The 18,901-nt window shown below is 61.0% G+C and carries 27 protein-coding genes; 7 read left to right on the top strand and 20 right to left on the bottom strand.

Translation table 11 applies throughout. The features are described 5' to 3' along the window. Window positions 1-24: 24 nt before the first annotated feature. Window positions 25-651: a hypothetical protein gene (locus HHL09_RS05350; RefSeq protein WP_169453446.1), complete on the bottom strand. Its 627-nt coding sequence runs from the start codon at window positions 649-651 to the stop codon at window positions 25-27. Between the two features lies 1 nt (window position 652). Next, window positions 653-1,495, bottom strand: coding sequence for a phage tail tape measure C-terminal domain-containing protein (locus HHL09_RS05355; RefSeq protein WP_169453448.1), 843 nt, complete (start codon window positions 1,493-1,495; stop codon window positions 653-655). A 491-nt stretch (window positions 1,496-1,986) separates the two neighbouring features. On the opposite strand from HHL09_RS05355, the gene HHL09_RS05360 reads away from it, so the two are divergent. Beyond that, entirely contained in the window at window positions 1,987-2,637 is a 651-nt protein-coding gene (locus HHL09_RS05360) for an SOS response-associated peptidase family protein (RefSeq protein ID WP_169453450.1), read from the top strand. Window positions 2,638-3,286: 649 nt separating this feature from the next. Here the strand turns inward: HHL09_RS05360 and HHL09_RS05365 are convergent. Then, window positions 3,287-3,568 carry a hypothetical protein gene (locus tag HHL09_RS05365; RefSeq protein WP_169453452.1) on the bottom strand — a complete coding sequence of 94 codons (282 nt, stop codon included), beginning with the start codon at window positions 3,566-3,568 and terminating at the stop codon, window positions 3,287-3,289. Window positions 3,569-3,720: 152 nt separating this feature from the next. On the opposite strand from HHL09_RS05365, the gene ku reads away from it, so the two are divergent. Together ku and HHL09_RS05375 are read left to right on the top strand one after the other, a co-directional pair. After that, window positions 3,721-4,617 (top strand): non-homologous end joining protein Ku, encoded by an 897-nt coding sequence (gene ku / locus HHL09_RS05370; protein ID WP_169453454.1) that lies wholly within the window; start codon window positions 3,721-3,723, stop codon window positions 4,615-4,617. 352 nt (window positions 4,618-4,969) lie between these two features. After that, window positions 4,970-5,278, top strand: a complete 309-nt coding sequence (locus HHL09_RS05375) for a hypothetical protein (RefSeq protein ID WP_169453455.1) — start codon at window positions 4,970-4,972, stop codon at window positions 5,276-5,278. Window positions 5,279-7,413: 2,135 nt separating this feature from the next. Here the strand turns inward: HHL09_RS05375 and HHL09_RS05380 are convergent. From HHL09_RS05380 to HHL09_RS05395, 4 genes are all read right to left on the bottom strand, one after another. Then, complete coding sequence (locus HHL09_RS05380; RefSeq protein ID WP_205760982.1) at window positions 7,414-7,698, bottom strand: hypothetical protein; 285 nt, start codon at window positions 7,696-7,698, stop codon at window positions 7,414-7,416. Window positions 7,699-8,141: 443 nt separating this feature from the next. Beyond that, complete coding sequence (locus tag HHL09_RS05385; protein ID WP_169453457.1) at window positions 8,142-9,197, bottom strand: thrombospondin type 3 repeat-containing protein; 1,056 nt, start codon at window positions 9,195-9,197, stop codon at window positions 8,142-8,144. 86 nt (window positions 9,198-9,283) lie between these two features. Beyond that, on the bottom strand, window positions 9,284-9,601 hold the full coding sequence (locus HHL09_RS05390) for a hypothetical protein (RefSeq protein WP_169453459.1): 318 nt from the start codon (window positions 9,599-9,601) through the stop codon (window positions 9,284-9,286). Window positions 9,602-9,609: 8 nt separating this feature from the next. After that, on the bottom strand, window positions 9,610-10,182 hold the full coding sequence (locus HHL09_RS05395; RefSeq protein WP_169453461.1) for a lysozyme: 573 nt from the start codon (window positions 10,180-10,182) through the stop codon (window positions 9,610-9,612). 130 nt (window positions 10,183-10,312) lie between these two features. Between HHL09_RS05395 and HHL09_RS05400 the strand changes: the two genes are divergently transcribed. Further along, complete coding sequence (locus tag HHL09_RS05400) at window positions 10,313-10,603, top strand: hypothetical protein (RefSeq protein WP_169453463.1); 291 nt, start codon at window positions 10,313-10,315, stop codon at window positions 10,601-10,603. A 388-nt stretch (window positions 10,604-10,991) separates the two neighbouring features. Beyond that, the gene (locus tag HHL09_RS05405; protein ID WP_169453465.1) at window positions 10,992-11,198 is read left to right on the top strand and encodes a hypothetical protein; all 207 of its coding nucleotides are present in this window, start codon (window positions 10,992-10,994) and stop codon (window positions 11,196-11,198) included. Between the two features lie 3 nt (window positions 11,199-11,201). Here the strand turns inward: HHL09_RS05405 and HHL09_RS05410 are convergent, their stop codons facing one another. The 12 genes from HHL09_RS05410 to HHL09_RS05465 all read right to left on the bottom strand — a co-directional run bounded on the left by HHL09_RS05410 (window position 11,202) and on the right by HHL09_RS05465 (window position 16,107). Beyond that, entirely contained in the window at window positions 11,202-11,798 is a 597-nt protein-coding gene (locus HHL09_RS05410; RefSeq protein WP_169453466.1) for a hypothetical protein, read from the bottom strand. 10 nt (window positions 11,799-11,808) lie between these two features. Next, on the bottom strand, window positions 11,809-12,693 hold the full coding sequence (locus HHL09_RS05415; protein WP_169453468.1) for a hypothetical protein: 885 nt from the start codon (window positions 12,691-12,693) through the stop codon (window positions 11,809-11,811). A gap of 65 nt (window positions 12,694-12,758) precedes the next feature. Next, window positions 12,759-13,358, bottom strand: coding sequence for a hypothetical protein (locus tag HHL09_RS05420; RefSeq protein ID WP_169453469.1), 600 nt, complete (start codon window positions 13,356-13,358; stop codon window positions 12,759-12,761). Then, entirely contained in the window at window positions 13,355-13,651 is a 297-nt protein-coding gene (locus HHL09_RS05425) for a hypothetical protein (RefSeq protein WP_169453470.1), read from the bottom strand. The genes HHL09_RS05420 and HHL09_RS05425 overlap by 4 nt, the downstream gene beginning before the upstream one ends. A 16-nt stretch (window positions 13,652-13,667) precedes the next feature. Next, window positions 13,668-13,874 carry a hypothetical protein gene (locus HHL09_RS05430; RefSeq protein ID WP_169453472.1) on the bottom strand — a complete coding sequence of 69 codons (207 nt, stop codon included), beginning with the start codon at window positions 13,872-13,874 and terminating at the stop codon, window positions 13,668-13,670. Next, window positions 13,867-14,232, bottom strand: coding sequence for a hypothetical protein (locus tag HHL09_RS05435; protein WP_169453474.1), 366 nt, complete (start codon window positions 14,230-14,232; stop codon window positions 13,867-13,869). Before HHL09_RS05435 ends, HHL09_RS05430 begins: the two co-directional genes overlap by 8 nt. Beyond that, entirely contained in the window at window positions 14,229-14,618 is a 390-nt protein-coding gene (locus tag HHL09_RS05440) for a hypothetical protein (RefSeq protein WP_169453476.1), read from the bottom strand. Before HHL09_RS05440 ends, HHL09_RS05435 begins: the two co-directional genes overlap by 4 nt. Before the next feature lie 6 nt (window positions 14,619-14,624). Further along, window positions 14,625-14,762, bottom strand: a complete 138-nt coding sequence (locus tag HHL09_RS05445; protein WP_169453479.1) for a hypothetical protein — start codon at window positions 14,760-14,762, stop codon at window positions 14,625-14,627. Window positions 14,763-14,767: 5 nt separating this feature from the next. Continuing rightward, window positions 14,768-15,058, bottom strand: coding sequence for a hypothetical protein (locus tag HHL09_RS05450; RefSeq protein WP_169453482.1), 291 nt, complete (start codon window positions 15,056-15,058; stop codon window positions 14,768-14,770). Between the two features lie 3 nt (window positions 15,059-15,061). Further along, entirely contained in the window at window positions 15,062-15,388 is a 327-nt protein-coding gene (locus tag HHL09_RS05455; RefSeq protein WP_169453484.1) for a hypothetical protein, read from the bottom strand. A 185-nt stretch (window positions 15,389-15,573) separates the two neighbouring features. Next, window positions 15,574-15,885 carry a hypothetical protein gene (locus tag HHL09_RS05460; protein ID WP_169453486.1) on the bottom strand — a complete coding sequence of 104 codons (312 nt, stop codon included), beginning with the start codon at window positions 15,883-15,885 and terminating at the stop codon, window positions 15,574-15,576. Between the two features lie 24 nt (window positions 15,886-15,909). Further along, a complete protein-coding gene (locus HHL09_RS05465) occupies window positions 15,910-16,107 on the bottom strand; it encodes a ribbon-helix-helix protein, CopG family (RefSeq protein ID WP_169453492.1) in 198 nt (65 codons plus the stop codon). 78 nt (window positions 16,108-16,185) lie between these two features. On the opposite strand from HHL09_RS05465, the gene HHL09_RS05470 reads away from it, so the two are divergent. After that, window positions 16,186-16,842: a S24 family peptidase gene (locus HHL09_RS05470; RefSeq protein ID WP_169453501.1), complete on the top strand. Its 657-nt coding sequence runs from the start codon at window positions 16,186-16,188 to the stop codon at window positions 16,840-16,842. Window position 16,843: 1 nt separating this feature from the next. Here the strand turns inward: HHL09_RS05470 and HHL09_RS05475 are convergent, their stop codons facing one another. Then, complete coding sequence (locus tag HHL09_RS05475) at window positions 16,844-17,461, bottom strand: hypothetical protein (RefSeq protein ID WP_169453503.1); 618 nt, start codon at window positions 17,459-17,461, stop codon at window positions 16,844-16,846. A gap of 85 nt (window positions 17,462-17,546) precedes the next feature. Here HHL09_RS05475 and HHL09_RS05480 point away from each other — a divergent pair, with 85 nt between their 5' ends. Continuing rightward, the gene (locus tag HHL09_RS05480; RefSeq protein ID WP_169453505.1) at window positions 17,547-18,884 is read left to right on the top strand and encodes a site-specific integrase; all 1,338 of its coding nucleotides are present in this window, start codon (window positions 17,547-17,549) and stop codon (window positions 18,882-18,884) included. Window positions 18,885-18,901: the final 17 nt, after the last annotated feature.

Below are 18,901 nucleotides of genomic sequence, written 5' to 3' on the forward strand. Positions count from 1 at the left end.
TCCGCGCTCCCGGGGGAAGGGTCGTCAGTCGCGGAGGATCTCTTGCACGCCGGTGAGGCGGAAGGAGTGGGGGCGGTTGAGGTCCGCGGCGGAGATGTCCCAGCTGGGGAGCTCGCTGGTGAAACGGAAGATGCCCTTGGCGGGGCGGAGAACGATCGGGGTGCCGGTGGTGACCGGGCGCATGAGCTTGGGCCAGAGGTCGAGCGTGGCGGTGCCATCGGCAGCGGAGCCGACGGTCTCGCGAACCTTGGAAAGCTGGTCGCCGATCTGGACCCAATCGCCCGCGCGGAGCTGGGTGGCGACATTCGGAAGCCAGCCCGAGGTGGCGAGGGTCCGACTCCCCGCGGGCGTGTTCGCCGCGGCGACGGGAAGGCCTGTACCTTTTCCGAGCGGGCGGGACGCGGCGGGATCGTGCATCCGGAAAGTGCCGAGCGGTCCCTCGAGGCGGAGGAAAAACGCCATCGCCTCCTGTGCGTCACGGCGGCCCATGCGCTGGATGTCCATGGTGAAGGACCAGCGTTCCACCCTGCCCCGCTGCACCTGCACGTGACCGCTGAAAGGACTCTCGGCAATACCGTGATTCATCTCCGAGGTCCAAGAGAGCTTGGTGACCCGGAGAAGAGCGGCGGGGATGTCGATGGGGAAAGGCATGTTACTGGCCGTATGCGCCGGCGTAGCGACCGCCCTGGGCGATCAGGCGGGGGATGGAGTCGATGATGTCGCGCTTCAGCATCGGGAGGATCTCGGCGAGCTCTTCCTTGCTGACGCCGGGCATGAGGGTGATGGGCGTGGAAACGAGGATGTCCCCGCGGCGGCTGCGGTCCGCGGCTTTCTTCACCCGGGTGTGATCGATCACCGTCTCTTGCGGGTGGATCATCGCGAGGCGACCGCCGCGGCCGTCGAGGCCACCGGCGCGCGGGCCATTGCCGGTATAGCCGCCGCCTTCGAAGGATCCGAAGCCGCCGACGATGCTGCCGAAGATCGAGCCGATGCCAGAGAACAAGCTGCCACCCCCTGCCCCGCTGCCGCTGATTCCCATGATGCCCTGCAGGAGTCCATTGAAGGCATTCTTCAGTGCGGCACTGGCGAGCTCGGCAATGATGCTACGGACGAGGTCCGAGAAGTTCAGCTTGCCGGTTTTCACGAACTCATCGAAGGCACGCCCAACGTGTTTCATGGCGGAGGTCCAAGTGGATTTTACCTTAATCGCGCCTTCCTGGATGGACTTGGTGAACTCGTTGAAACGGGTCTGCGTGGATCCTCCCATGCTGCTGGCGAAAGAGGAGCTGAAGCGGCTGACAACATCGATGCCCGGTGCGGGGTAGGCCCCGAGGTCTGTGCCGCCCAGAAGAGAGCCAACGCTGGTCATGCCCGAAAGGGTCTTCGAGAAGCGGTCCGCGCGCTTCCCAATGTCCTTAGTGAAGCTATTGAACTGGGTGCCAAAGGATGCGGTTTCGAGTGCCATGCCAACCTGAAGCGTGCCGAGGAGTGCCATGGGGCCGAGCGTGGGGCGCTGAGCCTAGAGCGGAGAGATTGAGGGGGCGGGATTGGGCGCGTTCGGGGGACGGGCAGCGCCTACAAACAAACGCCCCGGTGGGGAGAAGCCACCGGGGCGTTCGCTGCTAATGTCACACCATGGCGCGACGACCATGACCCTAGCATATCCGGAGCCAACAGACAAGGTCCGGAGGTTTGACGGCCGGATTGCAGCCTGTTAGTCTTCGCGTGGGTTAGCCGCAGGAGCTGCGAGCGTTCTGCAGCTGTTGTGGCGCTGATCCCACCCCGGTGCCGCGGACCCCTGCAGGGGGGCCTAAAGGGGTTCGCGGCGCCTCTCCCTCCGGTCCAGCAGGTAGGAGGAATAATTCCCGGATGTGGGACCCTTGCGGGACCCCTTTTTTGTGCTCTAACTTCGGTGCGCCATTCGATGAGGCCGGCGAGCGGGCGAAGATGCTCGCGCGGCTGCTGTGAGCAACCCAGCATGGTCGCATGTGCACGGCCTACAAGATCGGCAACGTGGAGCGCTTCGACGTGGATTGGCTGGTGGCCGATGCCTTCGAGGCGGCGATGGCCGATGAGGAGATGTATCAGATCATCCGGCCCACGCTGAGGGCACCGGTGGCGATGGCCGACGGGAAGATCCGGATCATGGCGTGGGGCTTTCGCCGGCCGGTGCCAGGCGGAAAGACGAAGCAGCTGTGGCGAACCATCGTGAACTCCCGCGAGGACAAGCTCCAAGGCGGGACTTGGGGAAAAGCCTTTCGCGAGCGACGCTGCCTGATTCCTGCGGCGTCCTTCTTCGAATGGGTGGAAGGGCCCGATAAGAAGGCGATGCCGCTGGAGTTTACCCGCCCGGGCGGGCAAGGCCTGTGGATCGCAGGAATTTGGGAAGAGGACAAGGAGCGCGGGCAATGCTTCTCGATGATCACCACCGAACCGACCGCAGCAATTCAACCGGTGCATGACCGAATGCCGGCGGTGCTGGCGAGCGATCAGCTACGGCCCTTCATGAATTTCGAACTGAACGAATTCGGACCCTCAGCGGTGCCGCTAGTTTGGAAGGAGACCGAGAATTTCCTGAAGCGGAAGCCGGAGAAGCCCATGCCACCCAAGGGGCCCGTGCAGGGAGAGCTGTTCTGAAAGAAGGATCATTGTCCCGGCCCCATGCCGTGGCGTTTCCTTAGCTCCTCAACGACATCAATTTTCTTTCGCGAGCGCTTCTTTGCTGGCTTGGGAGGGGCCGGGGCAAAGAACCGCTGAAGGTGTTCCATGTAAGCTTGAGCCTCCTCCGGGGTGCGTTGCGGTGGCGGTGGAGGATCTGCTTTTCCATCTTGGCGAGGACCCTCCCAGGGCTCGCGGCTGGGAATGCGTCCCTCACGCCAAAAGACAGTACCGCTGTAAACCACCATGATCTTCTTGCTCAACAGATCGCAGCCGTAGATGTCGAGAATCCAACATCGGTCGCCGGGCTTCCAACCGGGCAGGCGATTGCACTGCCAGCGGCGCAGATGGATCGGCGCCGGGTTTCGGTCCTCCATTTCGCTGGGAAAATAGAACTCGAGCATGTCGGCCCCGTCGGGCCCAAGGCCCCGAGTGAGGATGCAATAGTCGGCTTGGTGCCAGATACGTTCCCTCAGCCAATTCCCGGAGTATAGAAGGCGGAGGTGCCCTTTGTGGCAATCAAGCCAGCATTCCCGGTTATCCATCCAAAAGCCGGGATAGTCCCAGTAGGAAGAGCCAATGACGCGGTGGCCATCATTCACCACAAGCGGAGGTACTGACATGACCGTCACGCGATGCGTTTCCAAACCTGGCACTCACCCTTGGTGAAGGGAACGGCGGGATGCTGGGTGCGCTCAAAGAGCCAGACGGGACACGCACCGTCAAAGGTGGCAGGATCGAAGGGATCCGGGGCAGTGGCCTGGTAACGCTGAAGAGCGGTTCGTCCCCACCATTCCTCGACAAAGGCGGGATACTCCCAATCGCCGACGCGGCACTTTCCCACCGAGCCGGCATAACGTGCCGGGGGGAAGGTGCGGGGGGACGGAACCAAGAAAACGGCCGCGGTCATGTGTTCTTGTGAACACTATTTTTGAGTGGCCGTCAAGGTTGGCAAGACGCGATATTTCAAAAGAAAACCATGCAATCCGCATTTGAAGCAGGAGCCGGGCATTGTTTTTAAAGGGAATCCGGAGCGGTACAGATTATGCGAAAAAGTTTCTCATGGCTGCGAGATCGATTTGGAAAGGGGCGATCGCTTTCGGCTTGGTCAATATCCCGGTAGGATTGACCAGCGCGGAGGACCGGACCGACGTGGGGTTGCATCTGGTCGATAGCGAAAATCACGCGAGGATCCGGTACGAGAAGGTGAATGCGGAAACCGGCAAGCCGGTGCCATGGGAGCGTCTCGTGAAAGGCTATGAACACGAGGAGGGACATTTCGTGCTCTTCGACGAGTCCGAGCTGGAAAGTATCCGACCCAAGCTGACCAAGACCATCGAAATCACCCAGTTCGTGAAGCTCGAGGACATCGAGCCGCTCTTATTTGAGAAGCCCTACTATCTGGAGCCCGAGAAGCGGGGGAAGAAAGCCTATGCGCTTCTGCGCGAAACGTTGCGAGAAACCGGCATGGCTGGCGTCGCGCGAGTGGTGATCCGGACGAAGGAATATCTGTGCGCGATGTTCGTGCGAGACGAGGTGATCGTCCTGATGGCAATGCGATTTCCCCAGGAGATTCGCTCACCCAAGAAGCTCGATCTACCGGAGACGGACGATCCGCAGTATCAGCCGGGGAAGAAGGAGATGGAGCTCGCCAAGCGACTGGTGGCGGACATGACCGAGGAGTGGGACCCGGAGCAACATCACGACGACTATCAAGCCGCGTTGCTCGCCTACATTGACGAGAAAGTCGCGAAAGGCGGCACGGCTGCGGTGCGCGGCGGAGGGCGACGGGAAGATGCCGGGATCGTATCCGGCGGAAACGTGGTGGATCTCGCCGAGTATCTCGAGAAGAGCCTGAAGAAAAGCGAGAAGGCGAAGCCTACCGCAGGTCCTTCGAAACCCGCCGCGAAGAAGGCTGCAAAGAAAGCCGCCAAGAAGGCAGCGAAGAAGTCGGCCTAATCTAATCAACCGGGTGCCCCCGATGGTGAGTACGAGGATGCCTGCATCGCTTGAGTTCGGGTGCGGTCGCGTCGTGCCTCCCGAGCTTTCCTGCAAATAGCTAGACCTCGCGGACCGCCAACTTCGCCCCAGTGCTACAATCACGGCTGGAGCAACGAATTGCAATCCGCTCGATCTGGGCTTATCCATAACGCCCTGCTATCACCCGGCCTTCCAATCCTGTCCCGATTGCCATGCCGCGCTACCAACAAGTCAAACGAGCCTTCTCCCGACTCTACGGGGAAGTGCCCATACTCATATTCGCACTCCTGATCATGGGGGCCGTCGCAATCCTCTATTTCGAAGGCTTCTGATGCGCACCAAACCGAGCTTGCGCGAGATCCGGGAAGCCATCACCCGGAGAAGAGTGGTCACGTTCGAGTGGCGGGGTCTGCAAGTGAAAGCCGAGCCGAGGGTCCTTGGACAGGGAGGCCGGTATCGCACCTATTTGCTCTTGGCTTGGCAGTTGGAGGCAGACGAGGGATGGCAGCTCTTCCGCTTCAGCGAGATTTACGAGTTCAGGGCGCTTCCTGAACCGATCCGGTTGGATCGCCCTCCCTGCGGGCGGCTAAAACGCGAGATCCACGAACTGGATACCTGGGGATCTCCAGTTCAGGAGTAAGCTCTCGACGCCTCGACAAGCGAGGAGCTGCCGAGGCGTCGTTTAGCCGGAGCGTCATGCGTTTGGAGCGATCCGGCTTCCGGGAGAAGCAAAAGCCCCGCCCGGAGTCTTGCCACCTTAAAGGGCCTGGTCCGGACGAGGGGTGCGGAGCGTCGGTCCAAGAAACTCCGCGCTTCAAGATCGGGCGAGATTGGCGCGGATCAATGATGCTTCGTATCTCCAAAGAAAGAGGGGCTCCACCCGGAGCCCCTCGGTAACAGTCAGGATTCACATTTTCCGCGGGCACAATCCGCTGGAACCGCCTCGACGCAACAAATCAGGCCTACGAATTTGGCCTAGAAGACCCCGCGTTTTTCCCGGCAGGAGGTGCAAGGAGGAAAAACCAAAAGCTCCGGCAGGCTCAGGAGATCCGGATCCAGACCCAAGTGAGCTGGTGGTGTGGATCTTCCCGGAAGCCTCGACGGCGGAAGATCCATCGCTGCTCACCCGTTTCGTTCGCGATGACCTCGGGAAGTTCGAATGACCGGAATTCTGGATCCAGGTCCCATTCCTTTACGGCGGTTGCTTCGACCCAATCCCCGATTTCACAGTCCACTCTGAACGCTCGCTTCCTTCCCATCCGCCGCATGCCGGAAACCAGCGTCTGACCGTGAATTTTGCAAGCCGTGTTGGCGATCTTCGCGTCTGCACTGGAAGCGGGAGAGTCCTGCCTGCTCTACTCCGCCCTCCCAATAAAGAATAAAGCGTTGGAGGCGTCCCGCTGACGAGAAAGCACCGAGCCGCCTCCGTGGGTCAGGAGCATGTATCCTGCGGGGGGGGACTTGCACCTTGGCTGATCCACCTATCGAAAAAAGGAAATCGCGGATTTTTCTAACGATCCCGCGTTATTTGGGGCTGAGTATTTTAGGCCATCTTGACTTTTTTTCCGCGATTCACTATTCGCGATACGCACCATCGAATCCGGGGGGACTTTCCGGTGCGCCATGAACATGTCCGGCCCCGGCAGCCCTGCTGCCGGGGCCGCATCTTTGCAGGTACAATCTTGTAACCTGAGGGGAACGCGGCGCGTCGGAACGGTGAGGGCTTCAGGTGGACCGCTGCTGGGGCATCATCTTCGGTCCGCCTCCCTCACTCTCCTCACACCCATGCGGATCAAACCATCCCTTCAAGAAATCCGCAGCGCGATCTTCCAGAAGCGCGTTATATCCTTCACCAATTCCTATAGCAAAGAGCGGGTGCGAGTTGAGCCTCGTATTTTGGGCCAAGCCGCGAGGACCAAGAGCTACGTGATCTTGGCTTGGGAGCTCGGCCCCGACCAGGATTTCGAAGCCGAATCGCCGGCGGCGGAATCCGGCGAGTGGAAACTTTTCCGTTTCTCAGATCTCCACGACTTGGAGGTGGAAACCCGGATGATCCGGTCCACGCGTCCCCCGTGCGATCTCCTTACCCAGATCTTTGCCATCGATACCTGCGCCGTCCCAGTGTGGAAGGCAGACCCAGCTCGCTAGCCTTAGCATCTCTACCCGCATCGCCATAAACCAAATGCCTCGGATGACCTTTCGGGAGAAGCTCTTCATTACGATCGTAATCGCAGGGAGCATCGTCGCTTCCGCCATGGCAATTGCCCGGTTTGGTCCCGACCTGTAGATGATCAGCCAATGCCCGAAGTTACTCTCAGTAGGTCCTTAGCCTGGATCGATTAAGTTCGCTCCGGGCTCTGGTTTTCGGCTTAGACTCGCCATCCCGATTTGACATGTGGGCAAAACCGGGCACCTTCCGCCCGCCGCCAGCGATGCCCCCACTCGCTGTCCCGCCCTAGGAAAAACCCGCCGCCGTCGTGCCCCCAAACGATCCCGGTGGGTTTCTCTTGTACTCACTGCCGTCAGGGGCCGCTTCTCTCCAAAGAATTCCCAAGGGGTCCGTCGCCGAACCCCTTGGGCTGCCCTGCTCCTCACGGAGGAGTGCTCATGACAAAGGAGAATGTTACCGCCAAACAACCGGTTGCTAAGGGTTTCTCCGTAAGAAGATCTGCTAGATGCGGTACGTGTCCCGAGGCACCCAGCGGTTCCCTGAGGAACAGAAAGGCCCGCCGGTCCGTCCGGCGAGCCCTCTGTTTCAAGGTCAGTGCAACAGCACTACTCTTTCTTGGACTCCGGCGGGGGGACCGGTTCATTCTCCTCTTCCTTGGGGATGTCCACGTCGATTGTTGGAACCTTCATCTCCACCTTTTTCTCGCCCACGGTTACTTCCGGACCGTGAACCTCGTATTTGGGGAGCTTGGCCTCGCCCTCGACGTCGACCTTCACCTTCGGGAGTTCGCCGTCCTCTTTCTTGTCCACATCGCAGGAGACGAGAAGACAAGTGTAAGAGAAGAGGCCTACAGCGGCACCGATGCAAGAGGAGAATATATCGGGTTTCATGTCGACGGTTACCTAGCAAAGCGAGTGCCGGGTCGCACAACCCTCTGTAATGACCAGCCCAATCACTGATTCCTAGCAAGTTGCAAACCATTCGCACGCTTGATCACCCTTCGTGGCAGCGCATAGTGAATTGTTACCTATGCAAATAGTCGATCACCAGATCCCCATGGATAAAGCATATCCATATCGATATACTCCGAATACATAAACCCAAAGGTAAGACGCATCCGACGGCGACGCGGTTACAAAGAAAATCACGCCCCCGACCGATTCTCCTCGGTTCATGGCAGTCGCATAGGGCAGCCGGCCTTCGGGCAGGCCTTGAGGCGAGTGAGCTCCAGCTCGAGCTTGTGCTGTCCCTCGCGGAGCTTTTGCCGATCGGAATCGCACTCCTTGTGTTTGTCCTCGGAATCGGTGAGACGCCTGCGCTTGGCCAACTATCATTATTCGACTCGCACCCTCCAGAACTTCGCGCCATCGTCGGTAGATTCAAAGAGGCGGCGAACCTCAGATCCGGTGCCTTCGATGAGCAGTGCGGTATCGACCCAGGTGTCGAGATCGACGGAGGATTGCACGCGGTAGTTTGTGCCGAGCTTCGTGACGATGCGGAGCTCGATGGCGGGATGGATCGTCATCGCTGCGGAGGGGAAGCTGAGAGGATCGGTCGGGGATTTGCCGGATTTCCATTCCGCCCCATCAAGAAAACCATCGCCATCCGTATCGGCGAGAAGCGGGTTTGAGTGGACGATCTGTAGCTCTTCCCGGTCGTTGAGGCCGTCACCATCGGTGTCGGCCTTGGCTGGGTCTGTGTGGTGGATGTTGACCTCATCAGGATCAAGGAGGCCGTCGCCGTCAGTGTCGATGGGAGGTGGTACAAGCGATAGCGCGACCCAGCCGGTGCCGGGATGCGACATCAAGCCGTAGACGTAGCTGCCCGACGGCAGATAGCCATCTTCGTCCAAGAGTTCCGAGAGGGGCACTGTCAAGCCCGAGACAAAGAAGCTACCTCCCGACTGGGTAAGCGCCATCGGTTCGGTAAGCTCAAAGAAGATCAGAATCCGGGTGCTGCAACTTACCAAGTCAGGTGTTCCGGTCACGACGGTCGAGTTCACCTCGAAGCGCATGTTTGCGGAGGCCAACTCCCCGTTGCTGCCGGGTGAGGTCGCCCACTGCGGGACACTGAAGCTGTAATTGAGCGACGGCTGAATTCCTCCGGACCAGGTGAATCCCGGGTGGGTTGTAGCCGGCGGGGCGTCGAGCACCTTGGAGAATGACTTCGCGACCGGCGGGAGTGCGGTCTGAGAGAAGTTGAATGGAAATTCCTCGGTGCGATACAGGCGGCTTTCGGTTCCTCCTTCCGGATATGAAAGCACCCAGTTCCCCTCACCAATGATCGAACAACTTCCCTGAATGTTGGAAGTAAGGTTCTTGATCTGGGCTTGGGTGGTCGCGGTTAGGGAAACCGCGGCGAGGGCAGCGAGGTGGAGGAAGGGTCTCACGAGCGGGAGGGTGCCGGATGCGGGCCCTGTCTCAAGCGAATAGCGGCAGGATACGTGGACGCGTAGGGAAGTAGGCCGAACTGGTTTCAATGGCGCGAGGTCGCCTCTACCTGCTTGGCAAGATCTCGGAGCGCATTGGCGAGCTCGGCTTGGACGAGGGTTTGGCTACGGACCATTTCCATTACTTGGAGGTTGGTGGCCTTCTGGTCGGCAAGCTGGCGTTCGGTCTGCACCTGCATGTCGGTGTAGACCCGGATGATGCCGTAGCTGAGGGCTATGGCGATGATGGCGGCTCCGCCAAACTTCCCGACAGCCCAAGTGATGAGGCCGGCCATGGTATTCGGAACTTGAACGTCCGCCGGGGTGGTCTTGGTAGCAACGGCGTGGATTTCGTCCTGAGACATCGGGCGTGTCAGATGGAGGTTTCGATGAAAGGCGTGAGGCCGAGGAAGAGCTTCCGCTCCGAGCGGCGGCGGCGGGTGAGGCCGGAGAGGGTGCGTCCGCCGGCTTTGTCCCAGAGGAGCAATTGCTCGGCAGCGCCAGCGTAGTCGCCGCGGTTCAGAAGCTTCCGGAGATGAGAGCGGAGATATCCGCCGGTGTTGAAGTCGAAGGAGACGAGGGCGGCGAACTGGTCCTCGCTGAGTGGAACGGTGGTGCCTTTCCGGACGCGATTGGCGAAGTAGTCGAGATCGTGCTGCAGCAGTTGCTCGGCTTCCGCCTGGGTGATGGTGCGTCCGCGCTTCACGGTGCCATCCTCATGGGTGAGGCCGGTGTGGCCGTAGCCGATCGTCCAGACGCCGACGCTGTCCGGGTAGGCGGTGAGGTAGCAGCCCTCGAAATGCTTCACGAGTTCGAGGCCGCGGGAGTTGATGGGCGAAGGGGCTACCTTGGCGGGCGGCTTGGACCACGGATCATGGTCGATGCTGTTGAGGGCGGCTCCGCGGAAAGGGGCGATGAGATTGCGGAGGAAGGTGAGGAAGCTCATGGAGGCAGGGTGGAGCTGCGAGCCGAGAGCCAAGAGACAGAGGGGACGGGATTGGGGAGGTTCGGGCTACGAAAAATGCCTAGGCCGAATAGCTCGCTTTTCTAACAAGGGCCGGCAGTGTACGGAGCCTATGAAGAGATACGCTGAAGCCCTGAGTGAGATCGTGGGGGCCGTGAACCTCGATAAGAGGATCGAGAGCCTCCAGCTCTTCGGCGCGGCAGAAGCGATCGCGCGGACTCTGGATGAAATTCTGGAATCCAATAAGACCCAGACCGGATATGCGCGGGAGAAGCTGGGCCTCTTCCGCTCCTACTTTCTCAATGCCGTGGCACCGGGGCCGGAAACCGATCATACGCCGCCTAGGCAGTGGCTCCTAGAGGCTGGCAAGAATCTTGGAATCCTGCGGGCGGCCCTAAACTGAATGACGAGAGGCGGAAAAACGAAAGGGCGGCAACTCGCATTGCCACCCTTCCGCCTACCGTATGATGCACTCACACACTGCGCCCCCTGCCAGGCCGGGCGCTGAGATTGATCAACGGTCCTCTAAGTTTAAGAGAGCACAAATAGAAGAGATGCGCATTTCTCCAAGGCGCGATTTTGCTGACGTATAATCGAGGAAAGGGGTGGGTGGGCTTGAAGAAAATCAGCGTGCGGGTATCTGAAATGCGCCTGATGGCTGCTTGTCCAGAAGGCACGCAAAAACCCGGCGTACCCCAAAGAAACGGCTCTGGTGGAGCGATCCGCCAGGGCTGTCTTTTTTTCCTAACAGGGGGACTTGCGAGGAGAGGAATGCGATGCAATTTCCCCGGATGATCCAAGCTCCCAGTATCATCAAAGATCGGCCGGAAGATTGCGAAATCGGCGAGATGGTCCTTCCCGTGTCTGTGCCTCATTGGGATGCCCGAATCCGGCTCTGCGAATTCCGCCCCAGCGGGCTGAAACCGGGGGAGAAGCCGTGGATTTTCGCGGCGAGCTACAAGGGACTCGATGCCACCGGGTGGAAGCGGATCGAGTGAGGCCTATCGCTTCGGTGCTCGTACCAACCCCACATAGATCGCCTTCCGTGTGAAGAGGAGGGCAACGCTGCGGTTTGCTGACTCCTGCTCTGCGATGTAGGTGAGGACGCTCTGGAGTTCGCCCGGGTAGCAGGCCTCGGTGATGATCTCGACGTTCGCGGGGCAGGCGCTCTTGTGGTAGCTGGGGAACTTGGCAAGGAGTGCCTCGAAGGCAGCGGGGCGATTGTAGGAGGCGGGGCGATCGAGGCGCCCGCGGAGAATGGGGAATGTTTTCAGCGTGTCCTGGTGCAAGATCCAATCGGGCTGCCCGCCGCGCTTGGTGCGGATGCGGTTTCTTTCCCGCTCATTGCGGAGGGCGCGAGAAAGCCGCGACAATATCGCAACGTGCTTGGTTCCTAGCAGGATGCACTTGCAACGATTCAGCAACGCGATGGATTCACCGACCGATTCCGCGGGTAGTTGAAGGGTGCGGGCGACAAGATCGTGGTCGGTGGGAATGATGCCGGTGCCGGCGTGGTCCTGGGACTGGAGCACTTGCAGGACCGAGGCTTCGCGAAGGGCGAGGCGGGGCTTGTAGGGGCGGGGCAGTTTCAGGGTCACAGTGTGGCAGCTAGGCAGGAACTTTGATCGGAGCGGTGCGGAAAAAGTGGAGGGCCTCGGCGGGGTCCTCGATGACATCTCCGGAAAGAGGGGGGCGGGGTGTCACGGGGCGCGGCTTGGGGCGCTTGGAGGCCCAGGCCTGTGCGTGCGAGACAAGATCCCCGGGAGCTTCGAGGTACTTCAGGCGGCTGCGTGGCTGCCATCCGGGGTCACCGGTGCGAAGGGTGGCGCGCATGTATTCGCCGCAGATGGTCCATGTCTCGGGGCGGATGGATTCGAGGGCGGCCTCATTGGCAAAGTAGGCCTGCAGCTCCGAGTGGCAGAGTTCGGGCATGGTGGCCCAAGCATCACGGAGGGAATTGATGTTCGCGAGAATCGCGGGGTTTGGAGACCGGCGGGAACCGCCTGCCGCGCGAGCGCCGCCGCTGCTTGGCTCCGGCGGGGCCGGAGGGGTTCCGCTTCTCGCTTCGGCTTCGAGTTCTCTTCTCTTCTGCTTCTCTTCTAGCGGGAAGTGTCCGGAAGTTCCGGGAAGTTCCCGGAAGTGATCGGAGACCGGTAGAAAGTCGGCAGCTTGGCCGGGTGGCGGAGGGAACTTGGCGCGGCTTTGCTTGAGGCGCTGGCCGTAATTGACGATGGCGAGGAGGTGCCTGCCTTCGGCTTCGTAGCGGAGGATGAGCTGGCGGGTGGCGAGTTCATCGAGCCATGCGGTGACCTGGGCGGCGGTGAGGTCATCGTGGAGAGGGAAGCAGTTCGCTTTGATCAGGCGCGGGTCGCAGTGAAAACGTCCGTAGTCATCGGCCTTCATGATGAGGCGGGTGAAGAGCCGCTCGGCTTCGGCGCTGATGCCATCGAAGCGGAGGGAGTCGGTCCAGTCGCGTAGGAGTCGGTTAGGCATGGGGCGGCGGAAGTTTGTTAGTTTTCAGTGCTCAGTTTTCAGGAAATACCGAGGGGATGCATGGACTAGATGAGCCCGCCCGGGAGGAGCGGTCCGGACTTGGGTTTGAAGAGGTGGAAGGCGATCTCGACCTTCGCGCGGACGGGATCGGGGAAGCGCGGGGCGACGATGGCTTCGCCGCCCTTGAAGCGGACCAGGAGGGGCGAGGCGAAGTAGGTGGAGCACATGCGCAGCTCGGGCCGCGGAAGGCGGGCGAGGAGCTGTAGCAGGGCAAGAGGGACCAGCGGGCCGCCGGCGGTGAGGACCAGCTTGTCCTGCGTGAAGGCGTGGCCCTTCCCGTCCGGGATCCAGAGCGGAAGGAGATCGCCGCGGTAGATGGTGCCGCGCGAGAGATCGATGTCCCGCCATTCGCGGCCGTCTTCTTCGAAGCGATCCCAAGGCAGGGTATAGAAGCGCTGCAGGAAGGCAAAAGGCGCGTCCTCGAGCGCGCCTGCGTCTCCGTTGAAGCGATCGAGCCGGATGGCGGCGTAGCCATTCGCGGCGCAGAGGGTGCCATTGTGCACGAATGGACGCGTGAAGGGAGACAGCGTGGGATGGCAGAAGAAGCCGAGGGCCTCCGCCGGCGTGGGGAAGTTGAAGGGGCGCTTGGACGGAGCGGGGATCATGGAAAGGTGAGGCGGACGGCGACGGGGCGGCCTTCGTGGGTCTTGGTGACGGTGAGCCAGCATTTCGCGATGAGGCCCTTGATGGTGCGATCGGTCTGACGGGCGGATGCGGTTTCGCGGCCGGGCGGATACCAGGAGCCATTTGAATGGCGGTGATAGATGCCGCCGTGGTCCTTGATGTCGTAGATGGCGAGAACCTGCCGGGGCGTCGGGTCCGGAAGATCGAGCTCCGACTTGAATGCCGGCGCTTCTTCCTTCTGTTCCACGGGAAACGGAGTCGCTGCACGTCTCATGGTTCCAAGAGCTTGGTTAGGGTCGGCGGCGGTTGGCGGGGATGACTTGCTCGAGCTCCTCCTGGATCTCCTTCAGCTTCTCGCCGCGGATCTCGATGCAGGCGCGGTCCATCTTCTCGCGCGAGACGTCCCAGGTGATGCGGGCATGCATGCCTTCATCGGCAAGGCGGAGGAGGCGCTGGAGGATATGCACGGGGACTGGGATGGAGTCGGGATCAGGCATGGGCGGAAGGGCCGGATTGGATGAGGTGAAGGATCTTGGTGACGATGGGGCCGATATCGGCGCCACGGGGGCGGGGCTTGTTGATGAGGTCCCGGATGGTGTGGGGCTCACGCTTGAAGGCCTTTGCAAGGAGGCGGACGGGGATGCCGGCTTGATAGGCGGCCTGAATGGCAGCGGCTCGAGCGTCCCGAAGGGTGAAGTCCTGATTCAGGCCGATGAGTTCCCGCGGATCCGGGACGCTGTAGATGGCGGCGGCGAGTTCCACTGCGCGGGTGATGGCTTTCGCCGGGGCCAGATGAGCTGGTGCTTCCTGCCGGGTGAAAAGCGGCGTGGGTTCGATGAGGGTGGATTTCGTCATGGGGGTTCGGTGTAGAGGGTGATCTCGACGCGGGGATTGCCGGCGTCCTTGGTGATGGTGGAGAGCTTCAGCTTGCGGAGCTGGCGGTCATCGATGCCGAGGGCATCGGCGATGCCATCGCGATAGGCCTTGCAGGCGGAGTCGGCATTGTCGTCGTCCCGCACCTGGGCGGTGGGGAAGTAGTGGGCGAGGCTGTAGCCGATGAACTGCGGGACTCCCCTGCCCTGCTTGTGATAGAGATCGCCGAGGGCCTTCTTGGTGAAGGTGCAGGCGCGGGAGCGATGGCGCTTGATGTGCCGGGACTTGATGATGGCGGCCTTTTTCGATTGGCCGCGGCTGCTATTGGCAGAGATCTTTCGATCGGGAATCGGCAATACGATGGTCATCGTAGGTCAGGGGCCGTATTTGGCGTTGAGCTCTTCCTCGATGACCTCGGTGCGTGCTGACTGGACCATGAGTGAGAGGACAAGGAGCAGGGCGAGGCCGAGGAAGCCGACGCCGGTGATGAAGCCGAAGATGAAGATCCACATGGGCCTCAGGCTTTCTTGGGTTGCTTGGTGTTCTTGGCGAGAAGGGCGAGGTAATCGCTCCTGCGGATGCGACGGGAACGGGGGCCGAGCTCGACGACGGGAAGCTTTTTGGCGACGCGGGTGACGGGCCAATTCAGGAAGGCGGCGACGGTGGCGATATCGAGGGTATCGAGCTCATCGAGTTCCTTGACGTGGGCCTCGTATTTGAGGCGGGCAAACTCGCGGGCGGAGGTGGCGAGCCAATCTTCCATGGCGGCCGGCGAGAGCTGTAGTGTGGGTGTAGCGGTGGCTGTCATGGCTCAGAATGGGATGATGGGGCGGCCGGGGATGAGGCCGCTCCAGGCGTCCTTCGCCGACCAATCGGCGGAGGATTGGAAGAAGATGACGGGGGCGAGGTTCTCGGGATCGGTGTATCCGACGACGAAGCGGGGAAAGGTGGCGAAGGTGGTCTCGATCAAGTACCACCAGCGCATTTCGTCGGGGTCCCATTCGATGGCGAGGACGGCGTGGACATCTTCTTGGGCGCGAAGGATCTGCGACATGCGGAGCCAGGCTTCCTTTTCCTCGCCGGTGATCTCTCCTCCGCTGGTGCGGTGGGAATCGGGTGCGGGTGCTGTTTGAGTCATGGACTTGCGGGGTTTCCGTAAAAGTGTGCCCGGCTGGCGTGTGCTCCCTCCCATTCCACTCGGAACGCGGGACCAGCCGGGCGAAGGCTTAAAGGGGAGGATTTGTTAGAGAGTGGAATCCCGTCCGGCAGCTACCCCGACAGCCTCCCAACAAGACGAGGCCACCGGACGGGAAAATGGTTCTGTTAGAAGAGGCAGGGCATCTCCTCGGACTCGTGGCGGGGCTTGCTCTCGGCCGGGGTCTCGCCGGTGTGGCGGGTGAGGATGTCGAAGGCCTCGGTGTAAGCGGCGGCCTTTTCCTTCACGCTGGTGAAGGCGGCGTGGCCGCGGAGCTGGCGGAGCGCCTGCTGGACATCCGCGAAGGTGCGGACAATCTGGAGGGCGTGGCGAAAGGTCCACATGCCTTCCCGCTGGCCGGCGGTTTCGGCCTCGGCACGGCGGGCCTCGATCTCGGCAGAGGCGGCTTCCTTGGCAGCGATGAGTTGGGCGGGGAGCATGGGAAAGGTGGGAGGCTGGGTTTGTTAGGCGGCGGTCTTGGCGTCGCTTCCCTTGAGCTGCTCGAGGAGCCGGTCGATACCGCGGTCCAGCGAGAGGCGGATCACGGCGGCACGGGAGAGACCGGTTTCGCCAACGGCTGCGTCGACCTTCTGGTCGATCTTGTCGGGGATGCTGAGGGTGACCCTCTTTGACCCCTCTTTGGGTTGCTCAGTGGTGCTCACGGCGGCAACGTAGTCATTTTGACTACGTCCGCAACAATAAATGTAGTCAAAATGACTTCATTAGGGTAGCTTAAGGGCATGAGCGAGCCCGACAGCACTCCCGTTAAGAAGGTTAGCGCGCCAATCCGGATGGACCCGGCCCTTCAGGCAAAGGTCTCCGAAGCAGTGGAACTGACTGGTTTGTCCCAGGCGGAGATCATGCGTCTCGCCTTGGCCATCGGCCTCGAGGACCTGAGACGGGTGAACTACGATATCCCCGCCTTGATCTCGCAATCGGCGCGGCCCGATCTCGAGGCTACGGCGAGAAGGGGCTCGCTAACCGTGGTGCCGGCCGAGGCACCGGCATTCTATATCACACGGCGAGGCAGCGTAGCAGCAGGAGGCCGCAGCTCGGCCGATGTGACCGAGGAAGAGATGCCGGTCGGCAAAAGCTATGCCAAGGAATGCTATGCCCTGCGCGTGCTCGGCCATTCCATGGAGCCGAAGATTCCAGATGGTTCAACGATCGTCGTGAAGACCTGGAAGGATGGATACCCGAAGAAGGGCACGGTGGTGGTCTACAATGACGGCCACGGTGCCACGCTGAAGGTTTACGATACGGAGAAGCGCGACGATCCGGAGAACCCGGGAAGCCTGGGCAAGGTGCCGGTGCTGCGTTCGCTGAACCCCGAGTATACCGACGTGGAGCCGCTCGAGGGCGGGAAGATCGATGCTGTTCTGGTGGAGGTGCTTTAGCTCAGAGGATATCGGAGTCCGCCCATTTTTGTTTGAAGGCTGGATGAACAAACTCTGTGGCGAAAGCTGCATGGAACTCGATCATGACTTCGTTCTTCCAATTGACCTTTGGGGCAACTTCCGGGCGCAGGTGCGCCCTCACGAGTCCTTTCCTCTCCACGTTCCCCAGTCCGTCGACGAAGTTTGACCATGCAGCGACCTCAAACTGGCCCACTTTGAGCCCCTCTGGGTGGCAGAGTGCTGCGAGGCGGATGATCGATCGCTGCAGGCTAGCTGCTCCTGGGTTCTCATCGAAGACGTTAATAATGATGTTCCAGGTGCCCGTGGTGTCTTGGGTGACGAAGACCCTTTCGAACCTATCGCCGAATTCCTTCCGTGCTAGTTCTTCAACTTGCTCGGGGAGCGATGGCGCGGGTGGGCTTTCGGCAGGTGCTTGCACTGTTGCCGGTGGACGTTTCTCCGGCCTCGTGACCGGAGTTGCTGGACCCTGCTCAGTCTGCGGCGATGGCGATACGAGAGCACCAATGACGGCCATAAGGATCAACGCGCCCAGAGAGCACCCCGTGATGATCAGGAGTAAACGGAGACATCCGCTTTTCTTCTTGGGCGCGGCAGGCATGGGCGGAGGTGTCATGGTCGGCATGCATTTCCCAAAACAACTTGGGTGGGGTCAAGCCACCTGAACGCGTAACCCGACAGATATCATGGCGGCTCCCGAGCGGAAAACCTTCACCGTGGAACGCAACAATGCGTTCCTGACCTGCTATCCATGGAAGCACCCGACGACGGGAAAGTGGAAGTGGCGCTACGGCTGGCGCAAGCGGGAGGACGAAGCTTGGAAGTATGTGACCCGCTCCACGAAGGAGAGGATCAAGGACAGCGCTTGGGAGAAGCTGGGGGAGATCAGCGAGGGCGGGATCATCTGGAGCGACCTTTCCCCGGAGGTGAGGCGCTTCCTGGAGGATGTGCATCGCCTGACGAAGCCGGCGGACTATCCTGCCGTCCTCGCCTTGCTAGAGACGCGCAACCGGAGCGCGGAGATCGTGGAGAGCGTGAAGCGCTTCCTCGCATGGAAGATCAGCAACAAGGGCGAGGAGACGCGGCACCTGGGCAACATGAAAAGGGTGCTCGATCCGATGGCGGAGAGCTTCAAGGGGCGCTCGATCGCGGATATCCATGATGCCGATTTGATGGGCTGGTGGAAGTCGCGCGTGACACGCAGGGACGAGAAGGGCGAGCCGATGAAGGACGCGGAGGGCAGGCCGGTCTACCTGAGCAAGAAGAGTTGCAACGACGTGCGGGCGGTGCTGGTGGAGTTTTGGAACTGGGCGATTCTTGAGAAGCTGCACCCGAAGGAATCGACGCCGGCTGACAAGCTGCCGCGGCAGGAGCTGGATAATCATGAGCGCCGCGTGCTGACGCCGCAGGAGATGGTGGCGGTATTCGATACCATTTCCGAGGAGTGGCGAGCCTGGGCAGTGCTAGGGGCTTTCTGCGGCCTGCGGCCTGAGGAGATCGCGCCGGCGGAGCGGAAGGGATATTCGAAGGGCAACAAGCGCGGGATCCGCTGCGAGGAGATCGATTTCCGTTTCAAGGTGATCCGTCTGCCCGCCGAGGTGTCGAAGGGTGGCAAGCGTCCGAGGAACGTGCCGCTGTGCGATGCGGCGCTGGCTTGGCTCGCATGGGCCGGCATCAAACCTGGCATGACAGGTCCGGTGTGCCGGCGTAATCCCTGCGAGCGTCCGAAGAAGGAGCCGGAGACGATTCGGATCGGGAAAGAGGTCTTCAAGACCGGCTGGCCGCAGGATGCTTTGCGACACTCCTACGGTTCTTACAGGAATGCGTTGATTCGGAACATGCCTGCCGTTGCAGAAGAGATGGGAACCAGCGTGGCGATGCTCAACCGGCATTACCACAACCCCAAGGCTTTAGAGGAGGGCCAAGAGTGGTTTGCACTCCGTCCCAAGGGGTTCCGATGTGTTCCGATGGAAGCGAGCTTGGGTAGCAAATCCGAGGTAATTTCCCGGAAATCATTTCCTTGAAAATAAGGGGGGTGGGG

The sequence above is a fragment of the Luteolibacter luteus genome, assembly GCF_012913485.1.
GTDB lineage: Bacteria > Verrucomicrobiota > Verrucomicrobiia > Verrucomicrobiales > Akkermansiaceae > Haloferula > Haloferula lutea.

Excerpts from the sequence above, each read along its gene's own strand:
- HHL09_RS05350 (WP_169453446.1), bottom strand. The coding sequence starts at position 651 with ATGCCTTTCCCCATCGACATCCCCGCCGCTCTTCTCCGGGTCACCAAG.
- HHL09_RS05355 (WP_169453448.1), bottom strand. The coding sequence starts at position 1,495 with ATGGCACTCCTCGGCACGCTTCAGGTTGGCATGGCACTCGAAACCGCA.
- HHL09_RS05360 (WP_169453450.1), top strand. The coding sequence starts at position 1,987 with ATGTGCACGGCCTACAAGATCGGCAACGTGGAGCGCTTCGACGTGGAT.
- HHL09_RS05365 (WP_169453452.1), bottom strand. The coding sequence starts at position 3,568 with ATGACCGCGGCCGTTTTCTTGGTTCCGTCCCCCCGCACCTTCCCCCCG.
- ku (WP_169453454.1), top strand. The coding sequence starts at position 3,721 with ATGGCTGCGAGATCGATTTGGAAAGGGGCGATCGCTTTCGGCTTGGTC.
- HHL09_RS05375 (WP_169453455.1), top strand. The coding sequence starts at position 4,970 with ATGCGCACCAAACCGAGCTTGCGCGAGATCCGGGAAGCCATCACCCGG.
- HHL09_RS05380 (WP_205760982.1), bottom strand. The coding sequence starts at position 7,698 with ATGAAACCCGATATATTCTCCTCTTGCATCGGTGCCGCTGTAGGCCTC.
- HHL09_RS05390 (WP_169453459.1), bottom strand. The coding sequence starts at position 9,601 with ATGTCTCAGGACGAAATCCACGCCGTTGCTACCAAGACCACCCCGGCG.
- HHL09_RS05395 (WP_169453461.1), bottom strand. The coding sequence starts at position 10,182 with ATGAGCTTCCTCACCTTCCTCCGCAATCTCATCGCCCCTTTCCGCGGA.
- HHL09_RS05400 (WP_169453463.1), top strand. The coding sequence starts at position 10,313 with ATGAAGAGATACGCTGAAGCCCTGAGTGAGATCGTGGGGGCCGTGAAC.
- HHL09_RS05405 (WP_169453465.1), top strand. The coding sequence starts at position 10,992 with ATGATCCAAGCTCCCAGTATCATCAAAGATCGGCCGGAAGATTGCGAA.
- HHL09_RS05415 (WP_169453468.1), bottom strand. The coding sequence starts at position 12,693 with ATGCCTAACCGACTCCTACGCGACTGGACCGACTCCCTCCGCTTCGAT.
- HHL09_RS05420 (WP_169453469.1), bottom strand. The coding sequence starts at position 13,358 with ATGATCCCCGCTCCGTCCAAGCGCCCCTTCAACTTCCCCACGCCGGCG.
- HHL09_RS05425 (WP_169453470.1), bottom strand. The coding sequence starts at position 13,651 with ATGAGACGTGCAGCGACTCCGTTTCCCGTGGAACAGAAGGAAGAAGCG.
- HHL09_RS05430 (WP_169453472.1), bottom strand. The coding sequence starts at position 13,874 with ATGCCTGATCCCGACTCCATCCCAGTCCCCGTGCATATCCTCCAGCGC.
- HHL09_RS05435 (WP_169453474.1), bottom strand. The coding sequence starts at position 14,232 with ATGACGAAATCCACCCTCATCGAACCCACGCCGCTTTTCACCCGGCAG.
- HHL09_RS05440 (WP_169453476.1), bottom strand. The coding sequence starts at position 14,618 with ATGACCATCGTATTGCCGATTCCCGATCGAAAGATCTCTGCCAATAGC.
- HHL09_RS05445 (WP_169453479.1), bottom strand. The coding sequence starts at position 14,762 with ATGTGGATCTTCATCTTCGGCTTCATCACCGGCGTCGGCTTCCTCGGC.
- HHL09_RS05450 (WP_169453482.1), bottom strand. The coding sequence starts at position 15,058 with ATGACAGCCACCGCTACACCCACACTACAGCTCTCGCCGGCCGCCATG.
- HHL09_RS05455 (WP_169453484.1), bottom strand. The coding sequence starts at position 15,388 with ATGACTCAAACAGCACCCGCACCCGATTCCCACCGCACCAGCGGAGGA.
- HHL09_RS05460 (WP_169453486.1), bottom strand. The coding sequence starts at position 15,885 with ATGCTCCCCGCCCAACTCATCGCTGCCAAGGAAGCCGCCTCTGCCGAG.
- HHL09_RS05470 (WP_169453501.1), top strand. The coding sequence starts at position 16,186 with ATGAGCGAGCCCGACAGCACTCCCGTTAAGAAGGTTAGCGCGCCAATC.
- HHL09_RS05475 (WP_169453503.1), bottom strand. The coding sequence starts at position 17,461 with ATGCCTGCCGCGCCCAAGAAGAAAAGCGGATGTCTCCGTTTACTCCTG.
- HHL09_RS05480 (WP_169453505.1), top strand. The coding sequence starts at position 17,547 with ATGGCGGCTCCCGAGCGGAAAACCTTCACCGTGGAACGCAACAATGCG.